Annotated in this window: 15 protein-coding genes; 4 read left to right on the top strand and 11 right to left on the bottom strand. The window is 34.6% G+C overall.

The features are described from left to right. Positions 1-560: 560 nt before the first annotated feature. The 3 genes from QUF91_RS11770 to QUF91_RS11760 form a co-directional block, all read right to left on the bottom strand. Positions 561-1,394, bottom strand: a complete 834-nt coding sequence (locus QUF91_RS11770; RefSeq protein WP_289417897.1) for a CPBP family intramembrane glutamic endopeptidase — start codon at positions 1,392-1,394, stop codon at positions 561-563. A 258-nt stretch (positions 1,395-1,652) separates the two neighbouring features. Then, the gene (locus QUF91_RS11765; RefSeq protein WP_289417896.1) at positions 1,653-2,255 is read right to left on the bottom strand and encodes an NDxxF motif lipoprotein; all 603 of its coding nucleotides are present in this window, start codon (positions 2,253-2,255) and stop codon (positions 1,653-1,655) included. Between the two features lie 456 nt (positions 2,256-2,711). Continuing rightward, positions 2,712-3,506, bottom strand: a complete 795-nt coding sequence (locus tag QUF91_RS11760; protein ID WP_289417895.1) for a MerR family transcriptional regulator — start codon at positions 3,504-3,506, stop codon at positions 2,712-2,714. 257 nt (positions 3,507-3,763) lie between these two features. On the opposite strand from QUF91_RS11760, the gene QUF91_RS11755 reads away from it, so the two are divergent. Next, on the top strand, positions 3,764-4,474 hold the full coding sequence (locus tag QUF91_RS11755) for a hypothetical protein (protein ID WP_289417894.1): 711 nt from the start codon (positions 3,764-3,766) through the stop codon (positions 4,472-4,474). A 177-nt stretch (positions 4,475-4,651) separates the two neighbouring features. Here the strand turns inward: QUF91_RS11755 and QUF91_RS11750 are convergent, their stop codons facing one another. Next, positions 4,652-5,104 carry a VOC family protein gene (locus tag QUF91_RS11750; RefSeq protein WP_289417893.1) on the bottom strand — a complete coding sequence of 151 codons (453 nt, stop codon included), beginning with the start codon at positions 5,102-5,104 and terminating at the stop codon, positions 4,652-4,654. A gap of 117 nt (positions 5,105-5,221) precedes the next feature. Here QUF91_RS11750 and QUF91_RS11745 point away from each other — a divergent pair, with 117 nt between their 5' ends. Continuing rightward, positions 5,222-6,160, top strand: a complete 939-nt coding sequence (locus tag QUF91_RS11745) for a helix-turn-helix transcriptional regulator (protein ID WP_289417892.1) — start codon at positions 5,222-5,224, stop codon at positions 6,158-6,160. A 336-nt stretch (positions 6,161-6,496) separates the two neighbouring features. Here the strand turns inward: QUF91_RS11745 and QUF91_RS11740 are convergent, their stop codons facing one another. Next, positions 6,497-7,591 (bottom strand): DUF418 domain-containing protein, encoded by a 1,095-nt coding sequence (locus QUF91_RS11740; RefSeq protein WP_289417891.1) that lies wholly within the window; start codon positions 7,589-7,591, stop codon positions 6,497-6,499. Between the two features lie 257 nt (positions 7,592-7,848). On the opposite strand from QUF91_RS11740, the gene QUF91_RS11735 reads away from it, so the two are divergent. Beyond that, a complete protein-coding gene (locus QUF91_RS11735; RefSeq protein WP_289417890.1) occupies positions 7,849-8,583 on the top strand; it encodes a helix-turn-helix domain-containing protein in 735 nt (244 codons plus the stop codon). 225 nt (positions 8,584-8,808) lie between these two features. Here the strand turns inward: QUF91_RS11735 and QUF91_RS11730 are convergent, their stop codons facing one another. From QUF91_RS11730 to QUF91_RS11720, 3 genes are all read right to left on the bottom strand, one after another. Next, entirely contained in the window at positions 8,809-9,531 is a 723-nt protein-coding gene (locus QUF91_RS11730; RefSeq protein ID WP_289417889.1) for an SDR family NAD(P)-dependent oxidoreductase, read from the bottom strand. 71 nt (positions 9,532-9,602) lie between these two features. Next, the gene (locus QUF91_RS11725) at positions 9,603-9,746 is read right to left on the bottom strand and encodes a hypothetical protein (protein WP_289417888.1); all 144 of its coding nucleotides are present in this window, start codon (positions 9,744-9,746) and stop codon (positions 9,603-9,605) included. Between the two features lie 178 nt (positions 9,747-9,924). Continuing rightward, positions 9,925-10,659 (bottom strand): DUF2087 domain-containing protein, encoded by a 735-nt coding sequence (locus QUF91_RS11720; protein ID WP_289417887.1) that lies wholly within the window; start codon positions 10,657-10,659, stop codon positions 9,925-9,927. Positions 10,660-11,541: 882 nt separating this feature from the next. On the opposite strand from QUF91_RS11720, the gene QUF91_RS11715 reads away from it, so the two are divergent. Continuing rightward, positions 11,542-11,667, top strand: a complete 126-nt coding sequence (locus QUF91_RS11715; protein ID WP_289417886.1) for a hypothetical protein — start codon at positions 11,542-11,544, stop codon at positions 11,665-11,667. 128 nt (positions 11,668-11,795) lie between these two features. On the opposite strand, the gene QUF91_RS11710 is transcribed toward QUF91_RS11715, so the two are convergent. The 3 genes from QUF91_RS11710 to QUF91_RS11700 form a co-directional block, all read right to left on the bottom strand. Next, positions 11,796-13,346: a class I adenylate-forming enzyme family protein gene (locus QUF91_RS11710; RefSeq protein WP_289417885.1), complete on the bottom strand. Its 1,551-nt coding sequence runs from the start codon at positions 13,344-13,346 to the stop codon at positions 11,796-11,798. Between the two features lie 98 nt (positions 13,347-13,444). Continuing rightward, the gene (locus tag QUF91_RS11705) at positions 13,445-14,620 is read right to left on the bottom strand and encodes an acetyl-CoA C-acetyltransferase (protein WP_289417884.1); all 1,176 of its coding nucleotides are present in this window, start codon (positions 14,618-14,620) and stop codon (positions 13,445-13,447) included. Between the two features lie 483 nt (positions 14,621-15,103). Beyond that, on the bottom strand, positions 15,104-16,807 hold the full coding sequence (locus QUF91_RS11700; RefSeq protein ID WP_353957846.1) for an acyl-CoA dehydrogenase family protein: 1,704 nt from the start codon (positions 16,805-16,807) through the stop codon (positions 15,104-15,106). Positions 16,808-16,826: the final 19 nt, after the last annotated feature.

The raw sequence follows: 16,826 nt of genomic DNA, 5'->3' as shown, positions 1-16,826 counted from the left end.
CCTAGTAACATGGTCCAGCTTTTTTCAGTTAGGCATCGGTCGAACATCATAATTCCTCCAAACTAGCAATTATTCGATGCTTTAAGTCATTAAATCTATTTTTCACAGCAATACATAGAATTTAATTTACCTTTATGTTAATTACATCTCCATCAAGGTATTATTTGGTTATTTTTATCTGTAAATATGCTAATAAACCGTTGATAAAAAGCCAACATCAGTATTCAATATTTTCCAGAATAGACTAAATATACTCCTAAAGTTTCGGGAAATAAGAATTTTGGTAGTTAGATGTACAGTGGGGGATTCTTCATCCTACATGGAGTGGGAAAATGACTAGTAAAGGCTCTGTGTCAAATTTTACGCACGCGAAAAATACATCCTTTGATAGTAAAAATGAACATTGTTATTTTTCGCCCCGGCTTCAAGTAGTAAGCATCGAGCCTGATGAAGTATAAAGAGCATGTTTTGAAAATAGATTGATCAAAACATGCTCTTATTTAATGTAATCGATTTTTTACGATAAAGTTTGATTTGTGCATATCTTTTACCAACTTTAACTAAATCACCGAATGTTTTCCAGTAACAACGTTTGTATCTTGCTTTCCGTACAATACATTCTTTGGATTTATCACGATGAGTAAAACTGCCACCACTAAATATAGAATTGCGTTATACATGATTAAATCGATTAAATTTCCGTTTATTAAGCCAATAAAAAAATTAAAGAATTGGTGGATGATGATTGGGACGATTAAATTTTGATTTAAGTTATGAAATGCTGTCATGACGATCTTAGTAGACATAATTGCAATCATAAAGAGTAGAATATATTTGATTAAATCAATGCCTACAAGACCTGTCGTAAACCATATGGGTAGATGCCACATCCCCCACCAAAACCCTATAATTACCGAAGCTTTTAATGGCGAATACTTCTTTTGGAGTTCCATTTGAGCGAAACCTCTCCACCCTAATTCTTCTCCAAGTGGCCCAGAAAGGAGGTGTTTAAAAAAGTAATAGATTAGCACTCCCCCTGACGAAATAGTAAAAATAGAATCTACTTCTCTATTTTTCGATACGAGAAGCAAAGTTATCAAAAATATGAAGGTTTGAATCATTATCGCAGTAAGAATCACAGAAAATTTAAGTTTATTGTTGAATTTATCTTTTACAAATCGGAAAAAACTTTGCCCTGGATAGATTTTTTTAAATAGAATTGCAAAAGCAAAGGTTGAGGACCAAGCTGATATGCAAGACATTACGTCAATGACCCATACAGGAAATCCTAACATGCTTATGACTCCAACAAGACAAAAAAGTGGCAAAAAAATGAGATTGGTTAGTAGAATAAAACTTGCTACTGGTTTTTTTAATTTCTTTTCACTATTCATACATATTCCCCGCTTCAAACTAAGTATTTTGTAAATATAACAACGCGCATATTTACCAATATCTTCAGCTTAAACCTAGGAGTTACTCACAGGTCAATACTTTTACCACCTCAATATATTCAGCGAAAGAAAAGATGAGGCTGGGACATTTATATTTCACATCAGAAAAACGCGAGAAATCAACGTTTCTAAAATTGATTTCTCGCGCTTTTAAGGTTTTGACCAGTTATGTCCCAGCCTCAAATAAATATATTCTTTCTATTCATCGAAATATGTAGTTTTAATATTTTTCTCGTCCAAAAATTTTTCGATTTTTAATTGCTGCCTTCCGTTCGCTTTCGTAAAATGCTCTGAAGCAAAATTTGATACATCTGTTAAGCTACCATTTTCAATCATTCCGTCAATTTCCTCTTCAAATTGTGTTAAAGTTTCCCTGATTGATGAAACAAATTCATAGATTGTCTTTGAAGGTTCTTTATAATCATCAGGGATATTATTATTACTAATAAAATCATTGAAATTTGCATCATTCTTTTCCCATTCATCTGTTAATTTATGTAATTTTTCCCGATCGGATTCAGTAATATCCTCATATTTATAAACAATTGTTTCCATTTCTTTATCGATCACATCACTATAATCCATATACTGTTTTATACTAGCTTTCATTTCATCTTCACTAATATTTTCATTCTTTTTATTAGAATCAAATATATCATCAGGAATTTTAACAGTAACATTGCTTACAGACTTTTCATTGCTTTCTTCTTTGCTTTCTTCATTAGTCGTTGTGTCTTGTGAACAAGCAGACATCAATACAATAGTGAAGCCCATTAATAGATATAAAGTAAATCTTTTCATTTTAATCTCCTTATTAATCCATCAGATATTTGTAGTATTACTAGAACTATTGGTTTCTAATACCCCCATTTTTTTGTTCAAGTGAACTCTCACTACCTTTATTAAATCGATATTTAATTATTGAATCAATTCCTTACTACTAATGGTTTTTGATAAATTTTACAAGTAAACAATTGGTTGTGTTGTTATTATTTTCACCCTTCCTTATAATATGCCTTCTTCCATTGCACAGCACCTTTATTGTAATATCTCGAATCGTCTCTACTTTCTTATGTGCAATAATCGAACCATCTTGTAGTAAAATAGGTTCTACCTCATACACCTCGCATCATAGTGTACTAGTCAAATAGTACACTATAACTTTTAAGTTTACAAACATTAAATTCAAAAAAAAGGAATAACCTCTAAATTAAGGGCTATTCCTTCGGATATACAAAGCGAGGAAAATAATAAGTTTCACTTGATAGGTGCATAAATTTCTAAAAATGCACGTTCAAGTCCATTTTCGTACGTGGTAAGTAATAAATTTATATAAACGAGTCCCAAAAGCTCATACCCTTTTTCTATTGCTACTTTTCTTAAACTTGCTTCCACGTTATGGTCAATATTTTTTCCACCAGTTGACCACCTTCCATCTTCAATAACTGTATAAATACATTTTGGATGAGATAGAATTTCTCCATCTATTTCTTTATCTACGTCCTCTATTTTTCTTACAACGAAAAACTTTTCTTCTATCATACCTTCTTCATTGAAACGTATGGCTCTTCTTAAAGATGTTAGCGTTACTGCATTTTTAAAGTTTTCTGAATTCTTTTTTACGGTTTCATACTCATCAAACGCAGTAAAATGTTCTATTTCTCCTTTTATTTCTAAGGGCTTCATTTGTTTTACTATGTATTTCCCTAAAAATTGTTTAATTTTTTCGCAATCTTCTTTTACTATCTGAAGCTTTTTTAATAGAAGTTTTTGATATTCTATTTCCCGTAAAACCTCTTGTTCTTTCTCTTCTAATAATGATTGGATTCCCTCAACACACTTACTTTTTCTTAATTCCTGGATTTTTTTAATTTCAATATCAATTTCTCTGTAAAAATTGACTGTTGTTATATCATAAATATCAAAATGATTATATTTTCTATAGCCATTTTCAACATTTTGCTCCGGCTTTACTAATTCCTTTTCTTCATAAAATTTCAAAGTATCTCTTGATACACCTAAAAATTTAGCTACTTGACCTATTGTGTACATTTTACTCTCCTTATAGATAAAAACAGAACCAAAAAGCCCCACTTAATTACCTCGATTTATCATCTAATGTATATATAAACCCCACTTATTTTTGAGCATCCCCCCATTGAGAGAGACATATTTCATAGATATCCAATACACTTAGACATACAAAAGAATTACATTCCTCTAAAAAACAGGAATAATAACCTGTAAAAAATTGATTTTATTGGAAGAGAAATGATATAATTGTCCGAAACGGAAAAAGGAGGATTTTTTTGAAAAGAAATTTTTTGTACCTTTTAATGATTACCACAATTTTATCAGTCATTCTTAGTGGTGTAAAACCACAAGAAACAAAAGCAGAAACTATACCAAATCTTGACCCCGAAAATCTTACTAAAGAAGAAACAACTTCAGGGAGTAACCCACACCTAGTTACATACTTAAATAAAATGTTTAGTGATAACAAAGAGCAAATAAAGCATTCTTCTTTAAAACGCGATTCCCACATTAGGAAACTAGAAAAAAAAATTTACAAACTTTCTGAAGCCAAGAAAATAGTTGATGGTCTAATAGACATGCAAGATAAGATAAGACTTGGAGAAACCTACTATTTCACAAAGGCAGAAATAATTAAAATCTTATCTCCTGGATTCACACCTGAATATATTGATAAGTACATTAAAGAAGATATGATATTTCTGAAAGATAATAACAAATATGTATTTAGAGGCACTGATGATATAACAGCAAATCCAAACACAATCTTTATATATTCCTGGGAAGAAGATCAATACGTTAAAAAACCTACTGTAACTTATAGCAAAAAGGATGGTAAAGAATATCTACTTATCTCTCAATATCGCAAACCTTACGAAAATATGGTATCTTCGCACAATGGATTTTACAGCGACCTGTATTTGATAAAAGAAAATTCCAAATCTGATTGGAAAGCATATGATATGAAACACCCAAAAACAAAATAAATCCGAATAGAAAGTGAACTTCTGGTTCACTTTCTATTTTTGATTTTTCTAAGTTATTTCCCTCTTCAATCACCCCAATCATTGGACATCAAGAAATCCTATTTTCGGGAAAACATCCTTCGTAAAAGAATAGACCCACTTAAAGAACATATTTATAGATATCCAATGCCTGAAGCTTCAAGTGCTTAGCCGATCATCAAACATTAATTGAATTTGAACACCAAACGGATCTTCAATAATTCCGTATGCTTTACTAAAAATATTATTTGATAAAGGAACAATAATTCTCACTCTCTCATCTGTCGTCAAGCTTTTGTAAAAATGTTCAATTTCTTCTAAGTCCGCACTTTGAATACACAATGAAGTGTTGTTCCCTACTACATATTTTTCTGTGATATCCATTGTATCCTCTGCCATCATTATCTTTGTTTTTCCGATTGCTAAGACGGAATGAGTAATATAATGTTTATTCTCCTCAGTAATCTGCAGCAAGCTATCACGTTTCGCCATGTCTTCATAGGTAACGAGTAACAATTCCACTGCATTAAAATGCTTCTTGTAAAAATCGACCGCTTCTTTTGTCTTTCCGTTCATGGATAAGAATATAGCTACTTCCAGTGTTGTATTCATGGTATCAATCTCCCTTAACAAAATGATTGTAGGTAAATATCTTATCAATTGATATTACCTTGACCTTATTTTAAGATGTAAAGGTATCAAAACATGACACCTTTAAGGAGCTTTTACATGAAAAAATCAGAAAGATTAAATGACATGATTAGATACTTGAACAGTAGGGAGTACTTTAATCTAAACGATCTAATGGCTAAATACAATATTTCAAAAAGTACTGCTTTACGTGATATTAGTTCATTAGAACAATTAGGTATGCCTATTTTTTCGGAGCATGGCAGACATGGCCGTTATGGTATCTTAAAAAATAGATTGTTATCCCCTATTATTTTTACGATTGATGAAGTGTTTGCTTTGTACTTTGCCATGCTAACGCTAGAATCTTATCAATCAACCCCATTTCATTTAAGTGTTCATAAACTAAATGAAAAATTTGAAAACTGTCTATCTAAAAATCAAATACAGCAGATTCACAAAATGAAAAAAGTCCTGCAATTTGAAGTAAATCAACATAAAAATGTTAGTCGCTTTTTAGATAAAATTCTAAAGAGCATTCTCAATGAAAGCATCTGTAAGATTCGATATTTGAAAAATAACGAGCAAAAAAGTTACCATATTCAATTTTTCAAAATTTCCGCTAAGTTTGGTCAATGGTATGCTACTGGGATAGAGTTAAATACGAATAGATATAGAGTTTTTAGATGTGATAGAATAACCTTTATTGAAGAACACGATTTCCACTCTCACTTTTCTATAGATGAACTTATTAGTCGTTCATTAGAAATTTATCAATCTGACAAGAGTATTGACTTTGAGGTAGAAATTTTAGCACAAGCAAAGGATCTCTTTTATAAAGAACATTATCCTTCCATGAAAATAGAAATTGGTAATAAAACAGTCGTGAAGGGATTTTATAATCCTGGAGAAGAGGAATTTATCGCCAACTATTTTATGAGATATGGACATGATGTTATATCCGTGAAGCCTGCATCATTAAAACAATTTATCCAAGATAAAATAGAGAGCCTCTTCAATCACTATCAGAAATTATAAATTAGCGATCATAATGTTAAAACCTCGTTTATTTACTTTTAGTACCAAGGAATCAAATCGTATTTAGTACTTTTACAGGATGACAATGAAATTACAAAATATATTCAAGCACATCAAAATCTACTTCATCATGAAATCATACGAAACCTACTACATCTCTTCCCTCAGTATGGTTTAGGGGACTCTCAATATTTAGCATTGCTAAAGGCAACAATTTAAAAAATGGAGTTAGAATGACAAGTAGTGGTAGAAAGTTGCACCACTACTTTTTGCCACTTAAAGAAACAACACTTTTTATTCTGTTTGCCTTAACGTAACAGCCATTCTACTACAATATTAATTTGTCATTTTTCTCATAATCCATTCAATCGGTCCTCTTTTAAATTTTATGCTCCATAAAACAGAAAAGAAAATACTCGCTACGAAAAACAATAGTGTAAATAATACTGAAAATGCTAACGTTTGGTTTTCTAACCTATTTAATAAAGTTAATATGCCAACACCGATGAATACATGGCTTACATAATGCGTTAATGTTAATTGTCCTGTTTGAACAAGTGATTTTATCAACCATTGTCCTGCAAACTTTTCTGCGATATAAATAGAAGCAACGATGACAATGATCGCAGAAGCGGAATTTGATAATATATATAAAATGTTTGGTGGAATTGGCCCTGTTTGAAACAAAAATTCAGCACTGTTTACATCTAACACCGATAGCGATAGTCGTATTAATACTTTTGAAAGTACCTCTACTGTTACGAGTAAAACCACAGAAATAAACAACATTTTGTTTCTTACAGCTTTTTTCGATAAATCAAGTCTGCCAAGGAGCATTCCAAGCAAAAAGAAACAGATCCAAGGGAATACTGGATGATACCCATTAAACAAAAGATTCCTAATAAAACCTTCAATCGTCCAAAAATCTAGATATTCCATAAACGGTTGTTCTGGATGCCATCCTTTCAAATAATTCATTGTCACTTGTAAGACTTGCGAGGTTATTAAAAAAAGGCTAGAGAGAATGATCATCAGCTTTGTAGAGGCTACGATAAGAAATGATCCAATCAACATATAAACACCATAATAATGGAGGATATCCCCAGTCCAATCTGCCACATATAAAAGTAAACCTAGAATAAAAAGAAAAGCGCAACGTTTCCATAATTTCACTCTATTTTCTTTAATGTAAGAAAGCTCACCTCCATTTCTAGCTTTTCTTGTCATCAACGCAACTCCGATACCAGCTAGCGTAACAAAAGTAGCAGACGCTCTTCCTTCGAAAAGTCCAGTAAACCATATAATCCAATCCGGCCCATTCCCTGTCGCTCCCATAATAATTTTAAAATTGACTATCAGCATCCCAAACATAGCCAATGCTCGAGCAAAATCTAACCCTTCAATACGTTTAGGTTGTAACGGTTCGGTCATAACTGTTCCTCCTTCTGTTAATCACCATCACTATAAACTATAGGGTTGACCTAATGTCAAACCAACTTTTGTTTGTGTTCACCTCTGCACAATTTATTCATTAGTAGAGGCTAAAACACACATCGAAAATCCGTTAGCTTTATCACATGGAATTTTCATTCATTCTCATTGATAACTGTTTAAGGTTTTATCTTAGGTTTATTGGTTGACATTAGGCTAGCCCTAGAGCTTATATTTATCTAGAGAAGAGGGATATTATGGATGAAACAATTACAATAAATCAATTGGCTAAAATATTTGATATTAGTCATCATCAAATACGATATTACGAAGAGAAAGGGCTCTTATTTCCATCCTACACGGATAATAATAGGTATCGAAAATATTCGCTGAAGGAAATTTATCAACTTGCGCAAATATTAATGTTGAGAAACTTAAATCTTTCAATCGCACAAATTACAGAGGTTTTAACTTCGTATGAAAAAAATGATTATTTGAAGTTATTAAAAGAAAAATCAAAAGAACTTTCCGATGAAATAAGCAAACTACAAAAAATAAAAAAGGTAGTTGATCACCATTATGTAAATATGACAAACCAAAAAGTAAATTCAACAAAATACTTAAAAAATAAACATTTAGAAAAAATAATCACTTTAAAAACAAATGAAACTTTATCAGCCAAGGATATGTTTAAATTTCAATTATCCAAGCAATTTTTTTATAGTGATATTATTTATGTTTTTGAAGAAGATGAATATCATATATGTATAGAAACAGAACGGAAAACTGATTTCATCATGAATGAAGGTAAATATAGTTCAATATTTATTTTTGGGGAATCTGATGATGAATTTGAGGAACAAATAGTATCCATTATCGACAAGAAAAATACCCCTATCTATGTAATGGAGCTCTCAAGCGGCATTTTTACTAATAGTAATATTCTTGAGTTAGAAGTTTTAATCCCCGAAAAAAATAATTTATTAGAATAGTAACCACACGCTAGACAATGTTATATGTGTTCATCCGGAATATAAAAGCAAAGGAGGTCGAAAGCTGTTATTGCAGTAATCAAGGAATTTTGCTCGAACTCATTTACAATCAAATGTCGTACGTAATAAACCTCGTACAACTTTACGAGCTCCATCATTCATAATGATAACGGCTCACATGTTGAACAGAATCGATCAACATGTGAGCCGTTTTTTTATACTGAATTATACATTCATATCTGTAATAGCAGGAATATTTATTTCCTTTACACATGAAACTGGTGATAAATTAATCACACATTGGACAATGGCTACAATATCTTGTACAGGAATACGTGTACCTTCATACAACTTAATTGCTTTTTCAGCCCCTTCTTCAAAAGGTACTTCAGCAGCAAGTTCCCCTGGATTTATACATGTTACGGCGATCTTATCTTTTCTCACATGCTCACGCAAAGCATTTGTAATGCCTCGCAAGCCAAATTTAGATGTAACAAATGAAACTTGCGCATTATTCGTATGATCTAAACCTGCTGTCGATCCTATTAAAATTATTTTTCCATTTTCGGCCTGTCTTAAATTAGGTAATAGCGCCTGAATATATGTAATCGTGGAAGTTAAATTGATATTAATTAAGTTTGCTATATCCTCAATCTCATCTTTATCAAACGAATAGTCATCTTCAAAACCACGCTTTTCCCATACTCCAACATTGTAAATTAATACATCAATAGCAATGCCTTGTAAAGCTTCTTTTAAAGCAGGAATATGTTGTTGACTAGATAAATCAATAGTCAGCCATTTACGATTTACGCCATCATTTATATCTAAACTACTTGGTCGTGTGCGTGACACCACCCATACTGTATCCCCTTTTGTTGGTAACCCCTTTACAAATGCATCACCTAATCCTTGGCTTGCTCCAAATATAATAAAGTTCTTACTCATCCAATCACCCCTTCTATATAACTACAACGTAAGTATAGTTAATATCAAATTTAGTAACAACTAAAGGCTCTTCACCAAAACGTGTGGTTGATTTCCGTTCCGACTGAGCGCTTTGTTGCTGACGCTACGCTTTCGCACAGATAAAACATTTGCCGCTGACGCTTCGCTTTCGCGCAGAGCAGAGCTTCCAGGGGGCGTCCGATGAGCCGCTTCACTCGCGTTGCTCGCTCCAGGGTCTCATCTGTGACGCTAATCCCCTAGGAGTCGCCCAGCCTCCACTCCAATCAACCCCTATATGGCATACGTTTTAACAAATGTCATCCACAACTTTTGGTGATGAACCCAACTAAAGTGATTTCTCGGAATATTTGGGTAATAAAAATAATCTATGTTTTAAACCTCTTTCACCCAATACGTTGTACAATCATCACTTCGATCGAGGAAACCATATTCAATTAAGTATCTTCTTATTGATACATAATCGCTATAAATAGGCTTTAAAATCGCATTTACTTCTTTTTCGTTATATTTACGCCCTACCTCAAACTTCGTAACAATGTGTTGCAGTAAAATTATTTTTCGTTTTTCCTTACTTGGAAAGCTTTCAATAGAACCGTCTAAGCCATTTTTAAAGTATGTCGCTAGTACTTTTTCTTTCTCATCTACTGTAATCGCATAACGCTCATCCACCTGTGTCGCCCCCTTATGAATTGGCTCGTAAACTTTTGTTGTTTCCAGAGCCTGCATGATCGCTAGAAAAACTTTTGCTTGCTTTTCTTTTTCTTTCAGTTTAAATCGGTGCTGTCGAATCGTTGAAATACTATTCGCAGAAGTATTTTTGATAATTTCTTTATCTGGTGCCCCTGTTGCAAATAGCTGAAGCAATTCGGTTTGGATATCTGATAAGCCCGTATACTTCTTATCTAATTGAGTTAACGCTTCAAACACCGAGCCATGTTCTTTCTCGATGTGGAGTTGTATAACTTTTTTAGCCGTAAAAAAACGATTATCTATTTTGAATACTTCCTCAGAATCAAATGTCTCTTTACAAAAAATACATTCATAAGCATCACCTTTATTAACATACCCCCTCGATAATTCCTCTATTGTCAAATCAGTTATATTCATAAACAAAACTCCTTCACGTTCATTATTTAATAAACAATATATAATAAATCCATCTATTTGTAAACAAACATTCATTTTGTTTGTTTATCTAAAAACAACAAAAAAAGAATCTACTTTGACAATAATTAATCAAAATAGATTCCTATAGATAAATCATCTTAAAAGAAACGATAGACATATCAATTTTCCATACAACTTTTAACAATAAATACTGATTACACTAGGGTTAATCATTTTTAGGGATAAACCAATAGTTATCTTTGTTATTTTCATCTAATATATTAGCAAAGTGGTAATAAATAGCAGGCGTGTTGATTAGGAAAAAATAGGTTTAATTTTTGAGCGAAAAAAAGGATTTTTGTTGGCTCATCACAAAAAGTTATGGATGATATTTGTTAAAACATATGCCATGTATTAGTTGATCTTCGTTCTGATGGGCAACTCCTTGGAGATTAGCGTCACAGATAAGACCCTGCAACGAGCAACGCGAGTAAAGCGGCTCATCGGACGCCCCAGGAAAGTATCCAGCTGGAAAGGAAATCACCCCCTCGTTTTTTGTCGAAGAGCCATAGAAAAGAGTTGTCTCAGCGCAAGAGACAACTCTTTTCTTAGTATCGAAACAAAATCGCTCTTTATCGAAACTATTTGAGCTTTTATCGAAACAAAATCTCATTTTATCGAAACTTTTTAGGCTTTTATCGAAAAACAAGCTCTTTCTATCAAAGAAATCAACCACACGTTATTGTGATGATCCAATATATTCCTATTTTAACTGATTGTAGAGTAGGGCTACTCGATTCCCACTGGAAAGCGAGACAGACGAGACCCTGCACGGAGCGAATGTTTTCTGTGCGAAAGCATAGTGTAACGTAGCGGCAGCAATTGTTTTCTGTAGCGAAAGCGAAGCGTCAGCTACAAATGTTTTATATGTGCGAAAGTGAAGCGTCAGTGGCAAAACGAGTAGCCCGTAGCGGAAATCTGCCTCTTAGAATGTATAAAAATGGTTAATCAACACACCTGAATAAATAGATCTTTTTATCGCTCAATAATAAACCTATTTTTTCCCAATCAACACTCCTGATAAAATATCCAATTATTAGAATGCGCATCAGACGTGGTAATAGTCCTATCTCATACTAAGTTGAAAGGGGTTGATTATACTTAACTAGCTCTTCTTTCAACTTTATTTTGCTTATCTTCCCTGACGCAGTGACGGGTAACTTATCTAGAATGAGGAACTTGTCTGGAATTTTGTATTTGACAAACCGCTCTTTCATAAAAGCAAGTAATTCCTCTTCTGTAGATGCCTCCCCTTCTCGAAGGACAACACAGGCATATGTCAATTCGCCAAATATCGCATCTGGAAGACCGATGACTGCCGCTTCCAAAATAGCTGGATATTGATGAAGCGTCTCTTCTAATTCCCGCGGATAAATATTAAATCCACCTTTAATAATCATTTCTTTTTTCCGACCGACTATACGAACGTAACCATTTTCATCGATTGTAGCCAAATCTCCTGTATAAAACCAACCTTCCTGATCAATCGCTTGAGCAGTTTCTATCGGCATATTGTAATATCCTTTAGTCACGCCAGGACCTTTACAAGCAAGTTCACCAACCTCGCTGACCTTACACTCCTGACGATTTTCATCGACCACTTTTAATTCCACGCCAGGTATCGGTTGCCCCACTGTCTCCGAACGAGCCTTATCATCGGCATCAAATCCAGTCAGGGTAAGTGTTGCAGACGTTTCAGTTGAGCCATATGCGATTAAAATATTGCAGTTCATATCCGTCCGTATTTTTTTTACAACTTCCACCGGACATGGTGCAGCAGCCATTTCACCTGTTCGAAGGGAACTTAAGTCATATTTCTCAAAATCAGGAGAATTCAGTTCCAATATAAACATCGTTGGAACTCCTGGATGTACAGTTACTTTTTCTGATTCGATGAGTGCCAATGCCCCTGTCACTGAATACTTCCCCATTATCACTAATTTCCCACCACAAAATACTGCCCGAAGGAGAAATGTGATACCCATAATATGAAATAATGGATTTGGAATTAAAAACACATCATCCTCTGTACATTCCATAATTTTTGAAGCTGAACCAGAACTAAATAATACATTTTCATGTGTTAGCATCGCACCTTTTGGACGTCCTGTTGTGCCCGATGTAAACATAATTGTAAATAAATTACCCTTCGGCTCAACGTGAATATCTTCAAATTCATTACCAACTAATAAATCATCATAATAAAGATATCCCTCTGCCTGAAAACCAACGGAAATTAGAATCTCCAACGATTCTATTTCTTCACGAAGTTCTGAATAAAAACTTACTTCCCCACAAAGTAACGCTTTGGCTCCTGTTTGTTGCATTATATAGGAACTTTCCTCCTTGGTGAAAAATGGATTAAGAGGAATCAAAACAGCTCCAACACGTGCAATAGCAAATAATGATGTGACGAATTCAATTGAATTTATGAGGGCAACCGCCACGCGATCGCCGCTGTTAATACCATTACTTATTAGTCCTTGTGCAAGTTTTGTCACTTCACGATCTAATTGTCCGTAAGTCATTCTTCTTTTTTCATAATAGATTGCTTCCCGATTCGGCAATTTATTAGCTTTGATTTTCAATAAATCACTGACATTGGAATGTATTAAAATGTTATCCAAATTTTCCACCTCTCCTACTATAGATAGTCCCAACAACTGGCTAGAAATAAATGCTCAAATCGACTTCTACGAACAACACTTAGAAATACTTATATTTTTTATAATGATTCCCAAATTGCTGCGATTCCTTGCCCCCCGCCGATGCAAACTGCCGCTGCACCATACCTTTTATTACGTCTTTTTAATTCGTAAATAAGTGAATGCGTAATTCTTGTTCCGCTTGCTGCAAGTGGATGTCCGAGAGCAACAGCACCACCATTAACGTTTCCTATTTCCAAGTCAAATCCAAGTTCCTTCTGACAAGCTAAATATTGTGCAGAGAAAGCCTCATTAATTTCGATCAAATCCAAATCTTCCAACTGTAAATTTGCTTTTTTCAAAGCTCCTCTAATTGCCGGTACCGGACCAATCCCCATATATTTCGGATCAACACCAACAACATCCCATGAAACAAGACGCGCAATCGGTTTCAATCCATTTTTCTCTGCATAATGGCTAGATGCAATAATAACTGCCGCTGCACCGTCAACCATTCCACTTGCATTTCCAGGTGTAACAACCCCTCCCATAACAAAACGGGCTTCCAGTTTCCCGAGCTTTTCCATAGTTGTCTCACGGATATGTTCGTCATGTTCAACGATGGTATCACCTTTGCTTCCTTTTACATTTACAGAGACAATTTCTTCTTTAAAATAGCCTTTTTCTCTCGCTTTGATAGCGCGCTCATGACTAGAAAGTGCATGGGCATCCACTTCTTCACGTGTTATTTTATACTTTTCTGCAAGGTTTTCTGCGGTTTGCGACATTGTGTATCCAGCGTTCGTATCAAGCAAGCCATCCCATACCCAGTCTTCAACCATTGGTCCTCCAAGAGGGCTTCCCCATCTCGCACCGCGAATAACGTGAGGTACTTGGCTCATATTTTCAGTACCACCGGCCAAAACGACATTCGCTTCTCCTGTAAGAATATAGCGTGCACCAGTTAAAATTGCCTCAATACCAGTACCACAGACACGGTTGATTGTGACTGCAGGTACCTCAAGAGATGTACCCGCTTTCAAGCCAACATGTCTTGCTAACATATGAGCATCTTTACTCGATTGCTGAACATTGCCGAATACGACTTGATCGATGTCATTGGGGTTGATATTTGATTTACGAATTGCTTCTTTTGCTGCGATTACACCTAGTTCAGTAGCCGTAATGTCACGGAATGAACCTGAAATTTTTGCAAATGGCGTACGTGCACCTTCTAATAAAACAATGTCTGTCATTCTATACATTCCTTTCACTATTCTTAAGGCAACTGAAAAATGACTTACCTGAAAAATCTACTATTTGGATCCACTACTCTGACATACGCTATCCATGAGCGATACCGAGCTTCCTGAGACAATTGGAAGTTGGTCATGAAGGCGTCGACTTAGGACGACGCGCCCCTAAGTAAGCCTTCTTCTCTTTCGCTTCGTGTAGGGACTCGACTTTCTCGCATATTCTGAACGATTATAAAAAATTCAGGTGTATTGATTGACCATTTTTATACATTTAAAAGACGAATTTCCGCTACAGGCTACTCGCTTTCCTGTGGGCGGGGGGCGAGTAGCCCTGCACTATAATCAGTTAAAATAGGGATATATAGGCAAATAAAGCAACGAAAAATTCCTTTTATCACTCAATAAAAAACCTATTTCCCCCCAATAACACACCTGTTAAAAACTCTACTTTTTTTATTTTTCAGTACCTCTTCTTCATATTAATTAAACAATATAGCGTTCTATCGTAATTACTCGATCAGCAATACGCCTCTTTGTTTCAACTATATTTTCTTTACTACTTGCAATCAGCCGTCCTGTTGCCTGTGAGAACCCCTCATGATCGTTAAGATGATTAAGTAAATTTAACCCTACAATTGCACTCCGTTGCGCAATTTCATGAATAAAGACTTTTGCACAATCTAATTTTTGTCCATTTTGTTCTTCCCAAGACTGCTTGATTGCTTTTTCAGCACGCAGGATGGCACTTTCACTTGCGTAAATACCAATTGCAAGGTTTGCAAGGAATGCCGCGATTTCTTGCTCTTCATTCATATTATCGATACTAGCCTGATGAATCGCTTGGATTGTCACATGGTAATAATCCTTCAAAAGACGGAGTGTCTGTTTTTCATGTTGAAGTGGCCCATTTTCAGGATGTATTGAATGATTTTTTGCAACATAACGTTTCAACAATGTAGAAGCTATTATGATTCTGTTTATTTCATTTGTACCTTCAAAAATTCGATTGATACGTGAATCACGGTAAAGAGTTTCTACCTCATATTCACCCATATAGCCATACCCACCATGAATTTGAACGGCTTCATCGATAACAAAATCTAGCGTTTCGGAAGACAAAACTTTATTCATCGAACATTCGACAGCAAAACCTGCAATCGTTTCACCGTAACTCGCACCGTTGTCTTTCATTTCCTCAAAACCTTTTTGCATTCCGCCAGCCGTGCGATAAACGCTACTTTCATTGACAAATGTTTGAATCGTCATATCAGCAATTTTTTGTTTGATCAAATTAAAACTAGAAATCGACTTGTGAAACTGTTTACGTTCATTGGCATACTTTGTCGCAAGTTCAATCGATCGCTTGGAAATACCAAGTGCCGTTGAAGATAATTTAAAACGACCAATATTTAAGACATTAAAAGCGATGATATGACCACGACCAATTTCTCCAATCACATTTTCTATCGGTACTTTTACATTTTCCAAGATGAGTGAACGAGTTGACGATCCTTTCAGCCCCATTTTTTTCTCTTCAGGACCAGTCGTTAGACCCTCGTACTCTTTTTCAACGATAAATGCCGTTATTTTAGCGTTGTCTATTTTTGCATAAACAATAAAGATATCTGCAAACGCCGAATTTGTAATCCACTGTTTTTCTCCGTTGAGCACATAATATTTTCCATCAGCTGATAACTTGGCAGTTGTTTTCAGTCCCATTGCATCAGTTCCAGCAGATGGCTCCGTCAGCGCATACGCAGCAATCTTTTTTCCAGTTAATAAAACAGGCAAATATTTATCCTTTTGCTTTTTATTCCCAAAATAAGCTATTGGTAGTGCACCAATACCAGTTTGTCCCCCGAATGTAATGGAAAAAGAACGGCTAATAGCCATCTTCTCAGAAATGATTGCGCCACACACTTTCCCAAGTTCTAATCCGCCATCTAGTTCTGGAATATCAGCACCGATTAATCCAAGTTCTCCCGCTTCTTTAATAAGACGGACCGTTTCATCGAATTCTTGATTTTCAATTTTTTTTAGTGCAGGCATAACTTCATTCACCACAAACTTCTCAGTCATATCGGCAATCATTTTATGCTCTTCACTAAAATCTTCCGGTGTGAATATATCTTCCGGAACAATACTTCCAGATAAGAAGCTATTTGTCTCCATTTCTTCTATCAACACTTTCTTTCACTCCCTCCAT

Source organism: Lysinibacillus sp. G4S2 (genome assembly GCF_030348505.1).
Classification (GTDB): domain Bacteria; phylum Bacillota; class Bacilli; order Bacillales_A; family Planococcaceae; genus Lysinibacillus.
This window is presented reverse-complemented; position numbering and strand designations above follow the sequence as displayed.